Origin of the sequence: Rhodococcus sp. 05-2256-B1 (assembly GCF_002258465.1) — a bacterium.
In the GTDB taxonomy this organism is placed as follows: domain Bacteria; phylum Actinomycetota; class Actinomycetes; order Mycobacteriales; family Mycobacteriaceae; genus Rhodococcoides; species Rhodococcoides fascians.
Genome location: NZ_NOZA01000030.1, coordinates 26,770 through 43,575 on the forward strand (window position 1 = coordinate 26,770; position 16,806 = coordinate 43,575).

A 16,806-nucleotide genomic window follows, 5' to 3' on the forward strand; every position below is an offset into this window, starting at 1 on the left:
ACGGTTCGGCAACGGTAGTGGCAGGATTGCGGGCATGCAGGAGTTGTGGTCGCAGCGTGCCGACGCTGCGGAGGGGGCCGTCGTCGCACGGCACATGCGTCGGCTGTGGGGGCTGCCCGGTACGGCGCTCGGAGTCGTCGCGTGGCCGCCCGTCAAGCATGAGCGTGCCTTCCTGCGCTGGCACTACTGGTGGCAGGCACACCTGCTCGACTGCGCAGTGGATGCCGCCGACCGCGAACTCACCACAAAACGTCGACGACGCCTGACGAAGATCACCCGCGCGCACCGCACCCGAAACCTCACCGGCTGGACCAACAACTACTACGACGACATGGCCTGGCTCGGGTTGGCCCTCGAACGTGCGCAGCGTCAGCACTTCGTCGGAAATCGCAGCGGCATCCAGCAGATCGAGATGGAACTGTTCGACGCCTGGGCTCCGGCCGAAGGCGGCGGCATCCCGTGGCGCAAGAAATCCGACTTCTACAACGCGCCTGCCAACGGCCCAGCCGCCATCATGCTCGCCCGCACCGGTCGGCTCTGGCGCGCCCAGGAGATGTCGGACTGGATGGACCGCACCCTGCGTGACTCACGCACCGGATTGATCCTCGACGGCATGCATTCCACCCGCGCCGTCGTCGACGCGGGCAAGTCGGGCGAGGTCGAACGCGCGATCTACAGCTACTGCCAGGGCGTCGCACTCGGCGTGGAAACCGAACTCGCACTCCGTCTCGGCGAGCCGAGGCACGCGCAGCGCGTCCACGCGCTGGTCGACGCCGTCGAGAACCACCTCACCCGCAACCTCGTCATCACCGGCGGCGGCGGGGGAGACGGGGGCCTGTTCAACCCGATTCTCGCGCGCTACCTCGCGTTGGTGGCCACCGAACTACCCGGCGACACCGACGCCGACGACCGTGCACGAGAGGTCGCCGCTGCAATCGTCCTCGCCTCGGCCGAGGCCGCATGGGAGAACAGACTCGAAGTGGAGGACAACCCACTGTTCGGTGCCGACTGGACCCGCGAAGCACGATTCCCGGGGCAAGGCCTGCACATCGCCACCTTCGCCGAGGGAACGGTCCGACCGTCCGAGGTGCCCGAACGCGACCTGTCCGTGCAACTCGGTGGCTGGATGCTCATGGAAGCGGCCTACCGCGTTTGCGCTGCTGGATTCTAGGTCGTTCCGCAGGCTGCACTCCCGGGGATTCTAGGTCGTTCCGCAGGCTGCACTCCCGCGGATTCTAGGTCGTTCCGCAGGCTGCACTCCCGCCGGTTTTTAAATCGTTCCGGGCTACTACTCGACAACCTCGTCGACGACGATCGTCTCTTCGGGACGCGCCATTTCCTTGCGGTATTGCCAAATGCCCAGACCCGTTCCGACGACCAGCAGCACGATCATGCTGATCAGCACCGCGGGCATCAGCCACGGGATGCGTTGGATGAACGAGCCGAAGTAGAACCCGACGAGCAGCAGCACCGGTGCCCAGATGATCGCGCCCAGAGTGCTGGCGATGGTGTAGCGACGGTGATCCATCTTCGCGGCCCCGGCGACCATCGGGCACAGCGTGCGCACCCACGGGATCCAACGCGCGACGAGAACCGCCCAGAATCCGTGCTTTTCCAGCAGCAGATTTACCTTGTGCAGGTTCTTGGTGTTGAGGTACTTGCCGTTCTTGCGGGCCACCAGCGTCGAACCGGTTCGGTGGCCGATCATGTATCCCACCTGGTTGCCGGCTATCGCCGCGACCATCGCACCGACCGAGAGAGCCCAGATGTGGCCGGTGCCCGACGCGTGCGTCGCCATGACGATGCCCGCAGTGATCAGCATCGAGTCACCGGGTAGGAACAGGCCGATGATCACCGCGCATTCGATGAACACGAATGCCATCACGATCACCCACACGACCAGCGGACCCGCAGACTGCAGCGGTCCGAAACTGCCGACGGCCTCGGTGGACACGGTCTGCAGTGCGGTGGCGGTCAATGCGGTGGCGCTCAGTGACACGGGCTCGATCGCTTTCGGAATTTCTCGATCAGGACTTGGAGTCCGGGGCGTCGGCTTCGATCGCGTCGGCTGCTTCCCCGAGTGGAGTCTTGCGGGCCTTGATCATGCGCTTGCCGACCTCGATCACGATGGGCAGTACGGACACGGCGACGATCAGCAGGAAGATGATGTCGACGTGGTCGCGGATGAACGCGATCTGTCCGAGCAGGTACCCCAGAACCGTGACACCCGCGCCCCACAGGATGCCGCCGACGACGTTGTACGTCAGGAACAGCGAGTACTTCATGTGCGACGCACCGGCGACGACCGGCGCGAACGTCCGCACGATGGGTACGAACCTCGCCAGGATGATCGTGATCGGGCCGTGCTTCTCGAAGAAGACGTGCGACTCGTCGATGTACTTCTTCTTGAAGAATCGGGCGTCGTTGCTCTTGAAGAGGGCGGCACCGCCCTTGGTGCCGATGAGGAAACCGACCTGGTCGCCGAGGATCGCCGCGATGGGAATCAGGATGACCAGCGTCCAGATGGACGCGAACGGCTCGATCTCGGTGGACTTCGACGCCGCGATCAGGCCGGCTGTGAAGAGCAACGAGTCGCCGGGCAGCAGCGGGAACAGCAGGCCCGACTCGATGAACACCACCAGCAGCAGACCGATCAGGACCCAGTGACCGAAGGAATTGAGCAGGTTCACCGGATCGAGGAAACCGGGCAACAGGGCCAGATTCGTCGTCACCGATTCCGAAGCAGCAAGAAGACTCACCGCGCCCACACTACCGGCCGAAACCGGCAACTCCTGAACAGTCGGTGTCGGCCGACCGTGAACTCGATGGCCTGTTCGGCACCCCTCGACGGACAACCACCCGGGAGGGACGTGAGCGGGTACGCACGACACCGAGCCCGGAGGTTGCCATACTGCACAGGACACAATCGAACTTTCAATGGAGGAATGACGCCGTGCCTATCGCAACTCCCGAGGTCTACGCCGAGATGCTGGGCCGGGCGAAGGAACACAAGTTCGCCTTCCCGGCAATCAACTGTGTGGGTTCCGAGTCCATCAACGCCGCCATCAAAGGCTTCGCCGACGCGGGTAGCGACGGCATCATCCAGTTCTCGACCGGCGGCGCAGAATTCGGCTCCGGCCTGGGTGTGAAGAGCATGGTCACCGGCGCTGTCGCGCTCGCCGAGTTCGCCCACGTCGTGGCTGCCGAATACGACGTCACGATCGCGCTGCACACCGACCACTGCCCCAAGGACAAGCTGGACACCTACGTGCGTCCGCTGCTCGCGATCTCGCAGGAGCGCGTCGACGCCGGCAAGAACCCGCTGTTCCAGTCGCACATGTGGGACGGATCGGCCGTGCCGATCGACGAGAACCTGGAGATCGCGAAGGATCTGTTGGCCCGCGCTGCGGCTGCGAAGATCATCCTGGAGATCGAAATCGGTGTCGTCGGCGGCGAGGAAGACGGCGTCGAGGCCGAGATCAACGACAAGCTGTACACGTCGAACGAGGACTTCCTCAAGACCGTCGAGGCACTCGGTGCCGGAGACGCCGGCTCGCGCTACCTGCTGGCGGCCACCTTCGGCAACGTGCACGGCGTCTACAAGCCGGGCAACGTCAAGCTCAAGCCGTCCGTTCTCGCCGACGGTCAGCGTGTGGCCAGCGAGAAGCTCGGCTTGGCATCGGGCTCGAAGCCGTTCGATTTCGTCTTCCACGGCGGATCGGGCTCGGCGAAGAGCGAAATCGAAGAGGCGCTCGAGTACGGAACGGTGAAGATGAACGTCGACACCGATACCCAGTACGCATTCAGCCGCCCGATCGCCGGACACTTCTTCTCCAACTACGACGGTGTGCTCAAGATCGACGGCGAGGTGGGCAACAAGAAGGCCTACGACCCGCGCAGCTACCTCAAGAAGGCAGAAGCGGGAATGACGGCCCGTGTGATCGAGGCCTGCAACGACCTGAAGTCGGCCGGACGCAGCGTCAGCGCCGGATAAGCGGCTGCGCCGCATGTGAGTGGAACTTCGTAGTGGGCTACGAAGTTCCACTCACATGGGTACTCAGCTGCATACCTTCCACTGATCGCCGTCGAGGCTCAGGTCGAAGGTGCGCGGTGAGCGGTCGTTCGGGTTGGCGTCCGTGTGGGCTATGACCTGAGCGATCGCCGTGGTGTCGTCGGTGACCTGGATGGCGTCGATGCTGTCGACGGTGGGGATGTTGCCCTGCTCCACGGACACCCGATGCACGTCGGCGAACTCCGCGTCCGGGATGTCGCGGTAGAACGTCGCCAGGTCTCCGCAGGACGTGCTGCGCAGCGTGGCCAGATCTCCGGCGGCCAGCGCCCTGGTGAACGACTCGACCGTCGTGCGAATCTGCGCTTCCGGTGAGTCCTCGACGCCCGTGCGGTCGATCAGCAGGTACGCACCGGCGGCCACTGCCGCGATCACCACCACCGCGGCAATCAGAGCCGCCCACCACTTCTTGTGACTCGGTTTGTTCGGTTCCGCAGCCGGCGGTCCGACGCGGCGTGGTCCGACCTGCTGCGGCCGAGCTTTCTGCGGTTCGATCTTTCTGGGCGCGATCTTCTGGGGCGCAATCTTCTGGGGCTCGGCTTTTCGAGGCGCAGCTACCGGCGAATCGGCTTCAGGTGCAGCGATCTTCTCGGTGGGGGCGTCCGTCGATTCGTCGGCCGGCTTCTTCTTGTTCAGGTCGATCTTGGTCGTGTCGGCCTCGGGGGTCGCATTGTTCTTCTCGTCCGGCATGCGTTCTCCCTCGTTCACCGAATTCCTCGAAAGCTGTAAGTCCGAAATTTCGTCAGCTGGCAGCCTATCGACCGCGTGTGCAGCGCAGCGTGAGCGCCGCCGGGGGTGTTCGGACACGATTGGGTGACGTAGGGGCACAATGAGCGCCATGACTTCTTTCGGTGATCTGCTCGGACCTCAACCAACGCTGTTGCCCGGCGACGACGAGGCCGAATCCGCACTGCTGAATCACGAGGCTCCCGAGACGGTTGCTGCGGCCCATCCGACGGCGTCGATCGCGTGGGCCTATCTCGCCGAGGCCGCTCTCGAATCGGGTGCCACCATCACCGCGTACGCCTATGCGCGTACCGGTTATCACCGAGGTCTGGACCAGTTGCGTCGTAACGGATGGAAGGGATTCGGGCCGGTCCCGTACAGCCATGAGCCCAACCGCGGATTCCTCCGATGCGTCGCAGTCCTCGCCAAAGCCGCCCGCGACATCGGCGAGCACGACGAGTACGCCCGCTGCCTCGACCTCCTCGAAGACAGTGATCCCAAAGCAGCGGAAGCGCTCGGCCTGGGCTGATCGGGCCCGCGCGAGCCGGGCGCGTGGCCGAACCCGGATGAAAGCGGGCACCGAGCGGCTGCGGTTGTCGTTGTTGCCCATCGTGCAGTGCGCGTTGGCGGCCGGAGTCGCGTGGTTCGTCGCCACGGACCTCGTCGGTCACGAACGTCCGTTCTTCGCGCCCATTGCGGCCGTCGTCTCGCTCGGTGTGTCCCTCGGCGCGCGGTTGCGCCGATCGGCCGAGCTGGTGGCCGGCGTGACGGTGGGCATCGGCGTCGGCGATCTGTTGATCTCCCTGATCGGCAGTGGGCCGTGGCAGATCGCGCTGGTGGTCGTGTTGGCGATGTCGGCCGCGGTGTTCCTCGACGGCGGCCCCATCATCGCGATGCAGGCCGGATCGTCCGCGGTGCTGGTGGCGACCCTCATTCCTCCTGGCAACATGGGTGGCCCCAACCGCATGGTCGACGCGTTGGTCGGTGGTCTGGTGGGCATCGCGATCGTGGCGTTGATTCCGACGCATCCGGTGTGGCGGGCGCGTAAGGATGCAGCGAACGTGTTGGCCACCGCGGCGAGTGTGTTGCAGAAAGTGGCCGACGGGTTGGTGGCCAACGACCCGAAGCCCATCGAGGATGCGTTGCGCAAGGCTCGGGCGACGCAGTCCGGAATCGATGCTCTGCGGACCGATCTCAAGGGCGGCCGGGAGATCGCGCGCATTTCTCCGATGTACTGGAATCATCGCACTCGGTTGGCGGCCCTGGCGGCGACAGCCGACCCCATCGACAACGCTGTTCGCAATATTCGGGTGCTGGCACGGCGGTCGTTGACCTTGGTGCGCGACGACGAAATTCTCGACCCGCGGGTGGTCGACGAGGTGGAGAAGCTGGCGCATGCGGTGGAAGTCCTACGTCAAATGATTCTCGCCGATCCGGGGCAGAAACCGGATGCGGCGGAGGCCGCGCGGGTGTTGCGGTCGGTTGCTGCCGGAGCCAAGCCGGAACTGATCTCGAACGCCGGGTTGTCGGCGACGGTGGTGCTCGCTCAGTTGCGGTCGATCATCGTCGATCTGTTGCAGGTCGCCGGGCTCAAGCGCATCTCAGCGCTGGCGACTCTGCCGCCGACGGTCAAGCATCCGCATGTCCCGCCGGAGTTGTGACCCGAGCACACCATTGCATATATGCGTATGTACGCATATGGTGACTGCCTGAAGTCGTTGCAGTCACGAGGGGGAGTCATGGGCGCGGGTCACGGACACAGCCACGGCGTGGGTGGTCATTCGCCCGACGGCGCGGGACCGCCCAGATCTCGGGTTCGCAAGATGATCGTGGCGTTGGGCGTTCTGGTGGTGTTCCTGGTGGTCGAACTGACCGTCGCGCTGGCCATCGGCTCGCTCGGTCTGCTCGCTGATGCCGGCCACATGCTCACCGACGTACTCGGAATGTCGATGGGCTTGATCGCTCTCGTCCTTGCGCGAAAGGGAAGTGCCGCAGCGGCAAGGACATTCGGTTGGCACCGTGCCGAGGTGCTCACCGCAATCGCGAATGCTGTTCTGCTGCTGGGCGTTGCGGCGTTCATCATGTACGAGGCGATATCTCGCATCGGCGATGCGCCCGAGATCCCCGGTCTTCCTTTGATCCTCACCGCTGCGGCCGGTCTTGCCGCGAACATCGTCGTCATGATGCTCATCCGCGGCGATGCGAAGGACTCTCTCGCCGTTCGCGGTGCCTACATGGAGGTGCTGGCCGACGCCGTCGGCAGCGTCGGTGTGTTGGTGGGCGGTGTGCTCATGCTGGTGTTCGGGTGGACCTGGGTCGACATCGTCGTCGGCGTGCTCATCTCGCTGTGGGTGGTTCCGCGTGCGATCAAGCTCGCCGGGTCGGCACTGCGCATCCTCACTCAGGCGAGTCCTGCCGATGTCGACGTGGACGCGTTGACCGGCGATCTGAGCGCCCTTCCCGGAGTGACGGGAGTGCACGACCTGCATGTGTGGACCCTGACCACCGGAATGGACGTGGCCACCGTGCACCTGGAATGCGAGGGATCGTCGTCGATGGTGCTCGATCGCGCGCGCTCGCTGCTGTCGACCTACGGACTCGACCATGCCACCGTGCAGGTCGAGCCGACCGCACACGGCCGAACCTGCAAGGAAGAGCTCACCTGGTGACGGTGCGTACCTCGGTTCCCGGACGCCAGACGTCGATCTGCATGTGATCGTCCACCAGTGACGTCAGTACCACTTCGCCGATGTCGAGATCGAACACGTGATACGGCACGAGTTCGCCGGGAGCCGCGTCGAATATCGGTTGCAGCACAGCAGGATCCGTGATTTCTGCGGCGATTCCGCTGATCTTTGCGTCGCCGCCCTCCATCGAGTGATGGCCGGGATTGCTGTGCAGTGCGAACCGGCCGTCGCGCTGAAGATCTCGCGCTTTGGCAGCACCGAGCATCGATCCGAGTCGCAGCACCCCGGTGTCCACGAACTCCACCTCGGTTCCGCTCACGCGCGGTGAGCCGTCTGCTCGTAGCGTCGCGAGAACATGGTGCTTGTGCGCGGCGAATCGAGCCCGCACCGCCGACGCGAGAGTCGGGGCCGCTGCCGAGAATTCGTTCCACGTCGTCATGCGCACATTATGCGATCCGGCACCGACAGTGTTGGGAAAGAATGCACGGAATCCGCCCGAACAGACGGAATCCCGCCGATCGCGTTCGATATCGTGCAGTGTTTCCCGCTGGACCTGTCAGGTCCAGAATCGCATCAGGTAGTTGCCGTTGCCGGCGAAGAACTCGGGGACCCCCGACAATCCGAACAGGGTGTAGATCGCGCCGAAGAAGGCGGCATTGACGGCCGGCACGAAGAGCAGCGCAACGAGGACGAGAATTCCGTATCCCTTGAACTGGTTCAGCGATGCCCGGGTGGCGGGCGAGAGCGAGGGTTCGAGGGCGGCGTATCCGTCGAGTCCGGGCACCGGGATCAGGTTGAGGATCGTGGCCATGATCTGCAGGAACGCCAGAAAGCTGAGCCCGTACCAGAAGGCGGCGCTGGTGCCGTCGGTGCCGAACAGTCTGATGACCACCAGAAGTGCCACGGCCACAACTGCATTGGCGAACGGGCCGGCCAGTGCGATGCGCCGCTGGGTCGACGCCGAGAACTGCCCGGTACGCAGGTACACGGCACCGCCCGGCAGGCCGATCCCACCGATCGCGATGAACACCACCGGGAGAACGATGGACAGCAGCGGGTGGGTGTACTTCAGCGGGTTCAGGGTCAGGTAGCCGCGGAGCTCGACTTCGCGATCACCGGCTCGAAACGCGGTGTAGGCGTGTCCGAATTCGTGCAGGCACACCGACGCGATCCATCCGGCGAGAACGAGTACGAACACTCCGATGCGCGCGGCGACGGACGTGACGTCTTCCGCCGTCCAGGCAAGAGCACCGCCGATTCCGGCGATGGCGAGTACCGCGACGAAGATCGGACTGGGCAGGACGGGACCGCGCCGCACCGGAACGGTCATCGGACCAGCAACCACTCCTGATGGTGGCGGTAGAAGGTCGACCGCTTCACCGCCTTGCCGCCGGCGATGCCGTCGCGAGTCAGTTCGGCGGCGGGGGAGCCGAGTTGCATGGCGCGGCCGCTCACCCAGCGGCGCGGCAGAAATCGGCGACGGCCGACCACGCGTGCACGGAGGCCGGGCATGTCCGGGGTGGGAGCCACCTCGACTCCGGGCACGACGCCGGAGAACAACCGGGTGTCGTCGACGTACGCCTCGCCTTCGAGGTCGGTTCCGTCGGCACCGCCGAGCAGTGCCCTCCCGACGACGGCCTTGCCTGCATCGTCGCGGATGAGGGGTGTGCTCGAGGCCGTACCCGTCAGGGCGACTTTGGCGGCACGTGACCCGGTGCCCAGCTTGTAGATGTGCGCGGCGTCGGTTGCGTTCTCCGGCACGAACGCGACCTCGACGTGCAACCGTTCGGTGCGCATCAGGCGCGTCAGCAGCGCGGCGAGGGATGCATCGTCGCCCAGGACGATGATGCGTGGCTCGGGGGCGGATTCGATGTCGGAGAAGATCGCGCTGCAGTCGTCGTCGGTCGGTACTGCGTCGGCGTTGCGCAGTGGGACGTCGGTCAGCGTGATCGGCAGCAGCGGGTTGCCGCACTGCAGAACGAACGGTGTCACGGCGCTCCTAGATCTTCCGATGAATCCTCGTCACGACCATAGTGCCCTCGTTCGGCGTCGACCGTAGCGGCATGCGGGCCAGCTCACCGCCTCGGCTAGACTGTTCCCCCGGCCACTGTCGCGCCTGCGACGAATGGTGACTGCTGCATTCGCTCGAGTACATCTGCAGCACGTCCTTGCACAAAGCAACGTAGGAGAGCACATGCCGGCGATAGTCCTGATCGGCGCCCAGTGGGGCGACGAAGGCAAAGGCAAAGCCACCGACCTGTTCGGCGAACGACTTCAGTGGGTGGTTCGCTACCAAGGCGGCAACAACGCCGGCCACACCGTCGTTCTTCCCAACGGAGACAAGTTCGCACTGCACCTGATCCCGTCGGGAATTCTCACGCCGGGCGTCAAGAACGTCATCGGTAACGGTGTCGTCGTCGATCCGGGTGTGCTGCTCACCGAGCTCGACGGCCTCGAGAAGCGCGATGTCGATACGTCGAATCTGCTGCTCAGCGCCGATGCGCACCTGATCATGCCGTACCACGTGGCCATCGACAAGGTCACCGAGCGGTTCCTCGGAGCCAAGAAGATCGGCACCACCGGGCGCGGCATCGGCCCGTGCTACCAGGACAAGCTCGCCCGCGTCGGTGTGCGTGCGGCGGATGTGCTCGACGAGAAGATTCTGACCCAAAAGGTCGAGGCCGCACTGGAATTCAAGAACCAGGTGCTCTCGAAGATCTACAACCGCCGGGCGTTGGATCCACAGCAGGTCGTCGACGAGGTGCTCGAGCAGGCCGAGGGATTCAAGCACCGCATCACCGATACGCGCCTGCAGCTCAACCTCGCGCTCGAGCGTGGCGACACGATTCTGCTCGAGGGATCGCAGGGCACGTTGCTCGACGTCGACCACGGCACCTATCCGTACGTGACGTCGTCGAACCCGACGGCAGGCGGCGCGTCCGTCGGCTCGGGCATCGGCCCGAACAAGATCACCACGGTGCTCGGCATCCTCAAGGCGTATACGACGCGTGTGGGATCCGGTCCGTTCCCGACCGAGCTGTTCGACAACCACGGTGAGTACCTGGCCAAGCAGGGCGGCGAGGTGGGCGTCACCACCGGTCGCGCCCGACGTACGGGCTGGTTCGACGCGGTCATCGCTCGGTACGCCACCCGCGTCAACGGCATCACCGACTACTTCCTGACCAAGCTCGACGTGCTCTCCAGCCTGGACACCGTGCCCATCTGCGTCGCCTACGACGTCGACGGCGTCCGTCACGACGAAATGCCGATGACGCAGACCGGTTTCCACCACGCGAAGCCGATCTACGAAGAAATGCCCGGTTGGTGGGAGGACATCTCCGGTGCCCGGACATTCGAGGAACTGCCGATCAACGCGCAGAACTACGTCCTGCGTCTCGAGGAACTGTCGGGCGCGTACATGTCGTGCATCGGTGTGGGACCGGGCCGCGACGAAACCATCGTTCGACGAGACATCCTGCGGTAGCCGAACCCGTCACCGAAAAGCCCCGAGGCACACTGCCTCGGGGCTTTTTGCTGTCTCCGCACGAACCTGTAGACCCAGGAACGTCTGTGTCGATGAAACAAACTGTGCTCTCGTAGACCGGCTGGAAACAATCATTCGGACGGGTAATCGTCCGAAATCGGCCGTCGGCAGTTGTCCGATTCAACCGATTCCGGATGAGGCTCTGCTTTACAGATGATCGCGACATGTAAACGCAGAGTTCGAAACGAGCGGCTGAAAAGACTCCTGGACTTTTACTCTCACTTGGGTAACAGGCCACGTAGACGTGGCGAAACAATGAGCATCGCACCAATTGCGGAGGCCTCTTCGGATGGCCGACGATCCGATCGGATCACCCCCCTCGGCCCCGTGTGGCCACCGAAGAAAGTAGAACGAATGAACAAGGCAACCAAGGGCGCGCTCGCTGCCGCTGCCGCTGGCGTGCTCCTGCTCGGCGGTGCCGGGTCCTACGCGCTCTGGAGTGATAGCGAAACCGTCGACGGTGGCACCGTGACTGCAGGTATTCTCGACATCGCTCCCGGTACCAGTACGGGATGGAGAGACATTTCGGCGGGTGCGCCTGGCACCCCGATCCCATCGATCGCCAGCTTCCGTATGGTACCCGGCGACATCCTGCAGTACGACGCAACATTCGTAGTCACCGCCACCGGTAACAATCTGACCGCGACGTTGACGGCTGATCCGCTGACCGCAGTGAGGTACGACGGCACTTCCGGATTGACTGCTGTCAATGCTCCGGTCGTGGTTACCAACTCGACCGGATCCAACACAATCACCTCCGCTCAGGCCGGACAGACGATCACGGTGTCGGCGAAGGTCACCTTCGATAGGGAAACCGCCAATCAGGTCGGTCAGAACGGCACTATCAATTTGTCGACGTTCAAGCTGAATCTTCAGCAGACACGTCCGTAGTCATTTCGGTTCGTGTCGAAACTCAGACCGAGAGTCAAGACAATGTGGCTCGGTATTGCGGTTGCGTCGGTGGCTGTCCTGGCCTTTGGGTCAGTGCAGACTACCGGCGCACTGTGGCGCGACCAAGAGACGATGAACGCGGGGTCGGTCAAAGCGGGCACGTTGACTCTCTTTGCGGGTGGAGATTCGACTACGACCTCCCAGGTTTTCCAGTTCGACAACCTCGCCAAAACTTTGATTGCACCCGGTGAATTCGGCCAGGGTGCGATGGTGTTGAGGAACGGTGGCAACGTCCCGCTGCGGTTCAGAGTGAGCAGGATTGGGTTGACGCCGGCTACGGTGGCACCGGCCACGCCGGTGCAAGTCGCCGTAGACGTTCGGATCGGCACGACTGTTGCTGCTTGCACGACGACCAGTGCGCCGTCGGGCCCGTCCGTAGTCAGCGTTTCCGCGAGCACGTCGTCGCCTGCAATCGTCCCCGTCGGAACGCCGATCTTGGAGCAGACCATTCAGGCCAATCAGGCAGTGGTGCTGTGTGTGCGGTCGACGTTGGTGTCCGCCTCGACGTCAGTGTCGTCGTCGTACCGACATGAATTCACCATTGTTGGAGAGCAGGTGCAGAAGTAATGACGACCGCTGAGCAGACCAGCGAGAAGACCGGGCTCCGCTGGTGGATCGTCAACGTTATGTCCTTGCTTCTCTTGTTCTGTGTAGTGGCGATCCTCCTTGCAGCCGTGGTTGTGCCGAAGGTCAGCGGATCGCAGGCATATACAGTTCTGACCTCATCGATGGAACCGACGTATCCACCTGGAACCTTGATCGTCGTCAAGCCGGGCGACGTGCAGTCGATGGGCATCGGCGAACCCGTCACATACCAAATTGCCTCCGGACTGCCCGAAGTGATAACGCACAGGATCGTCGCCGTCGGTTTCGACGCAGAAAACAGGCGGGTTTACACAACGCAGGGCGACAATAATCCGCGTCCTGATGAGAGCCCGGTCAAGCCCGAGCAAATCCGCGGAAGTGTTTGGTACAGCATTCCGTACCTGGGGTACGTGAATAATTGGATTACCGGTGAGCGCCGAACGACCGCCGTATACGTGATTGCGGGCGGCTTGGTTGCATTCGCGCTCTATCAGTTTGCGAGCGCAGGGATCGACCGGTCGCGGCGAAAGCTGCAGTCGTGAGCTTTCTCCGTCCGGTGTTCAACGTCCTGTCCAGTACTCGCGTTCGTGCGCTTCTGTCGCTCGGGATGGTTCTGGGCCTCGGCGCCGTGGGCACTCTTGCCGCGTGGTCGTCGACTGTGGTTGCGACGTCAGGTCAGTTCACAACCGGAACTGTCGACATAACCATCAACAACTCGAACGATCCGGTGACGTACGCGTCTGCACCGCTGACCGGGTTGTTTCCCGGTTCGATTACCTCAGGGGCATTCACTGTCCGCAACGTCGGGTCGACAAATTTCTCGTACTCCGTCGCTGTTACCGGGACTGGTCTCGGCGCATTTTTCGATGTAACTGTCAGGAAGGACGGAAGTGTGACTGCGCCGTGCACTGACGGCACTGCAGTCACGCCATCACTCGCTCCTTTGCCCGCGAATCTACAGATTGCTCCTGTGGCAGCACCCCTGGCCGCCACAAGCGGAGTTCAAGTTCTGTGCGTAAGTCTGCGACTGTCGCCGGATGCCCCTGCTAGCGCGCAGAGCTCGACGGGGAACGTCAGCCTTCTCTTTACTGCGACGGGGGCTTGATGGCCAAGTCGAGACAAATGATGAAGGAATCCGCGCTCAATATCGGTGCGCTCTTAGGCGTTATTTGCTTCGTCTTCGCTGTGTGCGCTGTCTTCTTCGGCATCACACCGCTGATATTCCGTTCCGGCTCGATGAGCCCCGCGATTGATACGGGATCTTTGGCCTTGGCGCGTACCGTACCGGCGTCGTCGCTGACGGTCGGCGATATCGTGAGCATCAACCGTACGGATGGATCGCGTATTACGCACCGAGTTAACAAGATTCAGGGTTCTACCGGAAACTCTGTGTCGGTCCTCCTCAAAGGCGACGCAAATGCGGACGTCGATGCCGACAGTTATGCAATTACCGAAGCCGATCGAGTTTTCGCGCATGTGCCTTTTGGCGGCTATGTAGCAACGTGGACCACCACGCCGTTCGCCTGGGTGCTCGGCGCTGGACTTGCAGCATTCTTATTGTATGTCGCATGGCGTCCGGAGCCGAGTGCGCCACGTACGCCGAGCGGCAGGCACTCCTTGTCCACCGGGATTGCACTTGTAGCTGCTGGTGCGACCGCTCTGGGAATGGGGTATGCGCATCCTGACGTGACTGAGGCTGCTCTATCGGACACTGCGACTGTTCGGCCGGGGCCGCTAGCAGCTGGTACCTTACCCAACCCGACAGGACTGGTGTGCTCGGGCGGTGGGGCGTTGGCAGGATCGGTGACTTTGACCATCGGCCGTCCCGTGGCTCCGGTCACCGGGTTTCAGGTGGTAGTTCGGAATGCTGCAGGTACAACTTCCACGGCCCCGATGGCTTTCACGGTGCCGCAGACCGGTAGCGCCACCGCGGTGGTGACTTCCGGACTTCTCGGGGCATTGTTGGGCGGAACTTCGTATGCAGACGTTCGATCGACTGCTGGGCAGTGGGTCTCGCCCGGGAAACAGACCCAGACAATCACCTCTTTTCTAGGTGTGAATTGCAACGGCAGCGCCACCGCGTCGGCTAGCAGGCAAGCTGTGCCGATACCGTCGCCGACGATCGATAGTTCGGTGGCTAACACGACCGCGCCCGAGATCGCGGCATCGACCACGACAGCGACCACGACACCGACCACGACGGTTGCGCCTCCGAAAGCTACGGAAGTGCCACCAATGACGACGACGTCGGCACCGACCGTCCCCACCGAACCGGTCGTTCCCGCACCGATTGTCCCTGAACCAGTCGAGCCCGGACCTGCCGTCCCTGAGACGTCGGCGCTTCCGCCAGCCCCTCCAGCAAGCGCATTTGTCTCACCCGGTTCGCCGAAATCCTCGGGTGAGTACACAGCGAGTGTCGCACAAGGTGTGCTGGCAATAACCGATCCCGCGGAGGTGATCGTGTACGAATACCCAGTGTCGTCGAGTGAGCGTTACGGCACAGGGGCAGTGTGGTCCTCCAACGGCAGCTTGTACATCCTCTCGGAGAAATCTGCTCCGGTGCAGTTGGCTCCGTCAGGTGATGGCACGTTTGTTTCGAGTACGAAATCGACCGCTGACTTACCGTCGGACATCGCCGCGTTGCTTTAGCCCCGATCCACCGACGTCATCCCGCTGGGCTTCGTGTGCCGGCCTCTTACCACGGTTCCGGCGGCGGGTTGCAGGTGGTGCTGATCGCTCCGCTGTACCTACGCCGAGTCCGCGCCTCATGATGCCGAGGGCATGTGCGCGAAAGGTCCGTCGGTCAGACGCGACAGCAAGGTCTCGATGATCGCGTATGACCGGAGGTCCATTGCGGAGGACCTGCTTACCCGCGATTTGGAGCGATCGTAGGAGGCGCGCCTCGTTCGGCGTGTACGTAGACCGGCCGAAGGCGCGAGTCGATGTCGACTGCGCGTGGTCTCGAACGGTGGTCGACCCCGCAGCGACGGATGACGTCCCCGCCGAGATTCTCGCCCTTCTGCAATAGCGGAGACGCCACATATATCTCGGAATCGAAGTGCGCGTCTACGAATCGGGTGGATAATCGAGGCCAAGTAAAGCGACGGAGGGCCGGTCGATGACTGAAAATTACAATGGCTTGGAAGTTTTCAGCTACCAATTCGATCGGTTTGCTTACGAACACTCGTGGATCGGGGCGCAGACTGGCGAATTCATGCTCGGTCCGCAAGGGGGCGGCATGTTGGAGTTCACCCACGCGATGGTGTTCGCCCTCCCCGAGGGTGGTGCGCACGAAGTACACGGACCCATTCTGGAGTGGTACCTCTCGCACGGCGGACCCTATGGCGCACTTGGCTATCCGATCAGCAACGAGCGCCCGACGCCCACCGGTTCCGGACGCTACAACCTGTTTCAGCGCGGAGCGATCGGCTGGCTTCCGGATACGGGCGCATTCACCATCGGCGGTAGAGAAGAGGATTCTGATGTCAGTCCGGGTCCCGACGCCGCGACGGTTTCCGTTGTCGACGCCTCGATGTCTTCGGTCGGCATAATTGGCTGACAAAGCCAACTTCAGTCCTGTTTTTAGTCTATTTATCTGGTCGAGAAGTATCTTTAGCGATTACCGATGAATTCAGAACAGCGTCGGCTCGTCGAATCCGGTGACGCCTTCGATGCCGAGAATTCGTTGTTTCGTATTCGCCCCGCCGGGAGCGGAGAAGCCGCCTACCTCTCGGCCCGCGCCCAGCACGCGATGACACGGAACGATTATCGGTACCGGGTTTCGGCCCAGTGCCCCGCCCACCGCCTGGGCCGCGCCCGGCACCCCGAGTCGACGCGCGATGTCTCCGTACGTCAGCGTCGCGCCCCTGGGGATCGCGCTGCACGCGGTGTAGACCGAGGCGTCGAACGCCGACACCTGGAGCACCAACGGGATCGGGCTCATGTCCACGGTTCGGCCGGCGAGTAGCGCGACGATTCGGTCGATCGCGTCCGCGGCGAGAGCGTCGACCGGACCTCTGGTTGCGGCGAAGCCGGCCAGGTAATCGAGCATCGCCTCGTCCGACGGCTCGGGTAGTGCCACGGCCATCACGCCGTCCGCGCTCCAGGCAAGACCGCATCGCCCGATGGCCGTGTCGAAGAGGGTGCTGCTCGGCATGGATCGAGTATCCACCGGACGTCGACAGGCAGTCCAGTCGAACGCCCAATGGACTTGAAAGTTCGATGCCAGTGGGTGAATATGGGCT

Annotated in this window: 18 protein-coding genes; 10 read left to right on the plus strand and 8 right to left on the minus strand. The window is 63.3% G+C overall.

Annotation, left to right across the window (positions count from 1 at the left end):
* The first annotated feature begins 34 nt into the window (after nucleotides 1-34).
* Nucleotides 35-1,171 (plus strand): glycoside hydrolase family 76 protein, encoded by a 1,137-nt coding sequence (locus CH285_RS17180; protein WP_094643858.1) that lies wholly within the window; start codon nucleotides 35-37, stop codon nucleotides 1,169-1,171.
* A gap of 117 nt (nucleotides 1,172-1,288) precedes the next feature.
* Here the strand turns inward: CH285_RS17180 and CH285_RS17185 are convergent, their stop codons facing one another.
* A complete protein-coding gene (locus tag CH285_RS17185; RefSeq protein WP_027494304.1) occupies nucleotides 1,289-1,954 on the minus strand; it encodes a DedA family protein in 666 nt (221 codons plus the stop codon).
* A 73-nt stretch (nucleotides 1,955-2,027) separates the two neighbouring features.
* Entirely contained in the window at nucleotides 2,028-2,768 is a 741-nt protein-coding gene (locus tag CH285_RS17190) for a VTT domain-containing protein (RefSeq protein ID WP_371828753.1), read from the minus strand.
* A gap of 185 nt (nucleotides 2,769-2,953) precedes the next feature.
* Here CH285_RS17190 and fbaA point away from each other — a divergent pair, with 185 nt between their 5' ends.
* Nucleotides 2,954-3,994, plus strand: coding sequence for a class II fructose-bisphosphate aldolase (gene fbaA / locus CH285_RS17195; protein ID WP_027494302.1), 1,041 nt, complete (start codon nucleotides 2,954-2,956; stop codon nucleotides 3,992-3,994).
* Between the two features lie 63 nt (nucleotides 3,995-4,057).
* On the opposite strand, the gene CH285_RS17200 is transcribed toward fbaA, so the two are convergent.
* Nucleotides 4,058-4,759, minus strand: a complete 702-nt coding sequence (locus CH285_RS17200) for an Rv0361 family membrane protein (RefSeq protein ID WP_052066491.1) — start codon at nucleotides 4,757-4,759, stop codon at nucleotides 4,058-4,060.
* Between the two features lie 148 nt (nucleotides 4,760-4,907).
* On the opposite strand from CH285_RS17200, the gene CH285_RS17205 reads away from it, so the two are divergent.
* The 3 genes from CH285_RS17205 (at nucleotide 4,908) to CH285_RS17215 (ending at nucleotide 7,464) form a co-directional block, all read left to right on the plus strand.
* Nucleotides 4,908-5,324: a DUF3151 domain-containing protein gene (locus tag CH285_RS17205; RefSeq protein WP_032371624.1), complete on the plus strand. Its 417-nt coding sequence runs from the start codon at nucleotides 4,908-4,910 to the stop codon at nucleotides 5,322-5,324.
* 37 nt (nucleotides 5,325-5,361) lie between these two features.
* The gene (locus tag CH285_RS17210) at nucleotides 5,362-6,456 is read left to right on the plus strand and encodes an FUSC family protein (protein WP_032371495.1); all 1,095 of its coding nucleotides are present in this window, start codon (nucleotides 5,362-5,364) and stop codon (nucleotides 6,454-6,456) included.
* Between the two features lie 78 nt (nucleotides 6,457-6,534).
* Entirely contained in the window at nucleotides 6,535-7,464 is a 930-nt protein-coding gene (locus tag CH285_RS17215; RefSeq protein WP_032371494.1) for a cation diffusion facilitator family transporter, read from the plus strand.
* Here CH285_RS17215 and CH285_RS17220 read toward each other — a convergent pair.
* The 3 genes from CH285_RS17220 to CH285_RS17230 all read right to left on the minus strand — a co-directional run bounded on the left by CH285_RS17220 (nucleotide 7,454) and on the right by CH285_RS17230 (nucleotide 9,474).
* Nucleotides 7,454-7,921 carry a pyridoxamine 5'-phosphate oxidase family protein gene (locus tag CH285_RS17220; protein ID WP_032371493.1) on the minus strand — a complete coding sequence of 156 codons (468 nt, stop codon included), beginning with the start codon at nucleotides 7,919-7,921 and terminating at the stop codon, nucleotides 7,454-7,456. The two genes, CH285_RS17215 and CH285_RS17220, sit on opposite strands and share 11 nt — an antisense overlap.
* A gap of 117 nt (nucleotides 7,922-8,038) precedes the next feature.
* Nucleotides 8,039-8,812, minus strand: coding sequence for a site-2 protease family protein (locus tag CH285_RS17225; protein ID WP_032388974.1), 774 nt, complete (start codon nucleotides 8,810-8,812; stop codon nucleotides 8,039-8,041).
* Entirely contained in the window at nucleotides 8,809-9,474 is a 666-nt protein-coding gene (locus CH285_RS17230; RefSeq protein WP_052053266.1) for a hypothetical protein, read from the minus strand. Before CH285_RS17230 ends, CH285_RS17225 begins: the two co-directional genes overlap by 4 nt.
* A gap of 202 nt (nucleotides 9,475-9,676) precedes the next feature.
* Here CH285_RS17230 and CH285_RS17240 point away from each other — a divergent pair, with 202 nt between their 5' ends.
* The 3 genes from CH285_RS17240 to CH285_RS17255 all read left to right on the plus strand — a co-directional run bounded on the left by CH285_RS17240 (nucleotide 9,677) and on the right by CH285_RS17255 (nucleotide 13,104).
* The gene (locus CH285_RS17240; RefSeq protein ID WP_027494295.1) at nucleotides 9,677-10,966 is read left to right on the plus strand and encodes an adenylosuccinate synthase; all 1,290 of its coding nucleotides are present in this window, start codon (nucleotides 9,677-9,679) and stop codon (nucleotides 10,964-10,966) included.
* Nucleotides 10,967-11,380: 414 nt separating this feature from the next.
* The gene (locus CH285_RS17245; RefSeq protein WP_032371491.1) at nucleotides 11,381-11,917 is read left to right on the plus strand and encodes an alternate-type signal peptide domain-containing protein; all 537 of its coding nucleotides are present in this window, start codon (nucleotides 11,381-11,383) and stop codon (nucleotides 11,915-11,917) included.
* A gap of 626 nt (nucleotides 11,918-12,543) precedes the next feature.
* Nucleotides 12,544-13,104, plus strand: coding sequence for a signal peptidase I (locus tag CH285_RS17255; RefSeq protein ID WP_032371489.1), 561 nt, complete (start codon nucleotides 12,544-12,546; stop codon nucleotides 13,102-13,104).
* A 133-nt stretch (nucleotides 13,105-13,237) separates the two neighbouring features.
* Here the strand turns inward: CH285_RS17255 and CH285_RS28440 are convergent, their stop codons facing one another.
* Nucleotides 13,238-13,489 (minus strand): hypothetical protein, encoded by a 252-nt coding sequence (locus tag CH285_RS28440; RefSeq protein ID WP_230593050.1) that lies wholly within the window; start codon nucleotides 13,487-13,489, stop codon nucleotides 13,238-13,240.
* 177 nt (nucleotides 13,490-13,666) lie between these two features.
* Between CH285_RS28440 and CH285_RS28445 the strand changes: the two genes are divergently transcribed.
* Both CH285_RS28445 and CH285_RS17270 read left to right on the plus strand, forming a co-directional pair.
* Nucleotides 13,667-15,211 (plus strand): signal peptidase I, encoded by a 1,545-nt coding sequence (locus tag CH285_RS28445; protein ID WP_230593049.1) that lies wholly within the window; start codon nucleotides 13,667-13,669, stop codon nucleotides 15,209-15,211.
* 565 nt (nucleotides 15,212-15,776) lie between these two features.
* Nucleotides 15,777-16,121 (plus strand): LGFP repeat-containing protein, encoded by a 345-nt coding sequence (locus CH285_RS17270; protein ID WP_255032283.1) that lies wholly within the window; start codon nucleotides 15,777-15,779, stop codon nucleotides 16,119-16,121.
* Between the two features lie 72 nt (nucleotides 16,122-16,193).
* Here CH285_RS17270 and CH285_RS17275 read toward each other — a convergent pair whose 3' ends face one another.
* The gene (locus tag CH285_RS17275) at nucleotides 16,194-16,718 is read right to left on the minus strand and encodes a methylated-DNA--[protein]-cysteine S-methyltransferase (RefSeq protein WP_094643861.1); all 525 of its coding nucleotides are present in this window, start codon (nucleotides 16,716-16,718) and stop codon (nucleotides 16,194-16,196) included.
* Nucleotides 16,719-16,806: the final 88 nt, after the last annotated feature.

Coding starts and splice junctions, on each gene's coding strand:
- CH285_RS17180 (WP_094643858.1), top strand. CDS start 35: ATGCAGGAGTTGTGGTCGCAGCGTGCCGACGCTGCGGAGGGGGCCGTC.
- CH285_RS17200 (WP_052066491.1), bottom strand. CDS start 4,759: ATGCCGGACGAGAAGAACAATGCGACCCCCGAGGCCGACACGACCAAG.
- CH285_RS17205 (WP_032371624.1), top strand. CDS start 4,908: ATGACTTCTTTCGGTGATCTGCTCGGACCTCAACCAACGCTGTTGCCC.
- CH285_RS17210 (WP_032371495.1), top strand. CDS start 5,362: ATGAAAGCGGGCACCGAGCGGCTGCGGTTGTCGTTGTTGCCCATCGTG.
- CH285_RS17215 (WP_032371494.1), top strand. CDS start 6,535: ATGGGCGCGGGTCACGGACACAGCCACGGCGTGGGTGGTCATTCGCCC.
- CH285_RS17220 (WP_032371493.1), bottom strand. CDS start 7,921: ATGACGACGTGGAACGAATTCTCGGCAGCGGCCCCGACTCTCGCGTCG.
- CH285_RS17225 (WP_032388974.1), bottom strand. CDS start 8,812: ATGACCGTTCCGGTGCGGCGCGGTCCCGTCCTGCCCAGTCCGATCTTC.
- CH285_RS17240 (WP_027494295.1), top strand. CDS start 9,677: ATGCCGGCGATAGTCCTGATCGGCGCCCAGTGGGGCGACGAAGGCAAA.
- CH285_RS17245 (WP_032371491.1), top strand. CDS start 11,381: ATGAACAAGGCAACCAAGGGCGCGCTCGCTGCCGCTGCCGCTGGCGTG.
- CH285_RS17255 (WP_032371489.1), top strand. CDS start 12,544: ATGACGACCGCTGAGCAGACCAGCGAGAAGACCGGGCTCCGCTGGTGG.
- CH285_RS28445 (WP_230593049.1), top strand. CDS start 13,667: ATGGCCAAGTCGAGACAAATGATGAAGGAATCCGCGCTCAATATCGGT.
- CH285_RS17270 (WP_255032283.1), top strand. CDS start 15,777: ATGCTCGGTCCGCAAGGGGGCGGCATGTTGGAGTTCACCCACGCGATG.
- CH285_RS17275 (WP_094643861.1), bottom strand. CDS start 16,718: ATGCCGAGCAGCACCCTCTTCGACACGGCCATCGGGCGATGCGGTCTT.